Annotated in this window: 1 protein-coding gene; it reads left to right on the top strand. The window is 48.7% G+C overall.

The window, feature by feature from the left end; translation table 11 throughout:
- On the top strand, nucleotides 1–894 hold an 894-nt coding region (locus A3729_RS21150), incomplete at both ends, for a thiamine pyrophosphate-dependent enzyme (protein ID WP_231877481.1).

Raw genomic sequence — 894 nt, 5'->3', positions numbered from 1 at the left:
TCCGGGGCCGGTTGTTGTGGATATTCCTAAGGATATGACGGCGCCAAATGAACGTTTTGAATACGTTTACCCCAAAAAGGTGAAGTTGCGTTCTTATACGCCGCCGGTAAGAGGGCATTCTGGTCAGATTAAGAAAGCGGTCGATATGTTATTGGCAGCTAAGCGTCCGGTAATCTATGCGGGTGGTGGTGTTATTCTGGGGCAAGCATCCAAGCAGTTGGTAGAGTTGGTTGAGCGCTTGAATTATCCAGTAACCACAACGCTAATGGGTTTGGGTGCATATCCTGGTACTGGTGAGCATTCTCTGGGAATGCTGGGGATGCATGGTACCTACGAAGCCAATGAGGCAATGCATAATTCCGACTTGGTTTTAGCGGTTGGTGCTCGATTTGATGATCGAGTGACGAATGGCACTGACAAGTTTTGCCCGGGGGCAAGAATTGTTCATATCGATATTGATCCGGCAAATATTGCAAAAACAGTTAAGGTTGATGTGCCAATCGTTGGGCCGGTGGGATCAGTGCTTAATGATATGTTGGCGATTCTGGAGGATGCAGAGGAAACGCCAGATCAAGAGGCTTTGGCTTCTTGGTGGAAGAGTATAGATGGCTGGCGTGCTCGTCACGGTGGTCGCTACGACCCTTCGACCGAGGAAAGCATTAAACCGCAACAAGCGATCGAGGCGATGTATAGAGCGACGAAAGGTGATGCTTACGTTTGTTCTGACGTCGGGCAGCACCAGATGTTTGCAGCTCAGTACTATAAATTTGATAAGCCAAATCGTTGGATTAACTCTGGTGGTTTAGGGACGATGGGTTTTGGTTTGCCAGCGGCAATGGGGATAAAGCTTCATTATCCTAATGAGGAGGTTGTCTGCGTAACGGGTGAAGGCAG

The organism is Oleiphilus sp. HI0043, assembly GCF_001634935.1.
This window is presented reverse-complemented; position numbering and strand designations above follow the sequence as displayed.